This is a genomic window from Nonomuraea insulae, assembly GCF_042656245.1.
This window is the reverse complement of the sequence record NZ_JBHSPA010000144.1, coordinates 1-1,084: the sequence shown is the minus strand read 5'-3', so window position 1 is coordinate 1,084 and position 1,084 is coordinate 1. Positions and strand designations below refer to the sequence as shown.

Genomic DNA, 1,084 nt, shown 5'->3' with positions numbered 1-1,084 from the left:
CGGACCTGCTCCGGACGATGATCCGTGAGTTCGCCCAGCGGATGATGGATGCCGAGGTCGAGCAGCTGTGCGGGGCCGGCTACGGCGAGGTGTCCAGCGAGCGGGTCAACACCCGCAACGGCTATCGCACCCGTCCGTGGGACACCCGGGCTGGGTCGATCGAGCTGGCCGTGCCGCGGCTGCGGACCGGCTCGTACTTCCCGGACTTCCTGCTGGACAGGCGACGCCGGGCCGAGCGGGCGCTCACCTCGGTGGTGGCCACCAGCTACCTGCTCGGGGTGTCGACGCGGCGGGTGGAGAAGCTGGCCGAGGCGATGGGCATCACCTCGCTGTCCAAATCGCAGGTCTCGGCGATGGCCGCCGAACTGGATGCGATGGTCGAGCAGTTCCGGTCCCGGCCGCTGGACGCCGGCCCGTACACCTTCGTCTGGATCGACGCCCTGACCCAGAAGGTCCGTGAGGGCGGCCGGACGGTGACGGTGCACGCCCTGGTCGCCACCGGCGTCAACGCCGGCGGGCAGCGGGAGATCCTCGGCCTGGACGTCGTGTCCAGCGAGGATGGCGCGGGCTGGCTGGCGTTCCTGCGCGGCCTGGTTGCGCGCGGCCTGTCCGGCGTGCTGATGGTGATCTCCGATTGCCACGCCGGGCTGCGTGACGCGATCGCCTCCACTTTGCCGGGCGCGTCCTGGCAGAGGTGCCGGACCCACTACGCGCGCAATTTGATCACGCGCGTTCCGAAGTCGGCCCAGCCGTGGGTGGCCACCATGCTACGCACCGTCTTCGAGCAGCCCGACGCCGAGGCGGTCCATGCCCAGCATCGTCATGTCGTGCAGGCACTGGAGGCCAAGTATCCGAAGGCGGCCGAGCATCTGGACGAGGCCCGCGACGACATTCTGGCCTTCGCCGCCTTCCCCAAGGCCGTCTGGCGTCAGACGTGGAGCAACAACCCCCAGGAGCGTCTGAACAAGGAGATCCGCAGGCGGACCGACGTGGTCGGCATCTTCCCCACCCGCGACTCGATCATCCGGCTCGTCGGCGCAGTCCTGGCCGAACAGAACGACGAGTGGACCGAGCAGCGCCGCTA

1 protein-coding gene is annotated in these 1,084 nt (G+C 69.6%); it reads left to right on the top strand.

All coding sequences use genetic code 11. The annotated features are described in order from the left end of the window. Positions 1-1,084 (top strand): IS256 family transposase (locus ACFPZ3_RS70105; protein ID WP_379525359.1); only part of this gene is annotated, 1,084 nt, incomplete at both ends.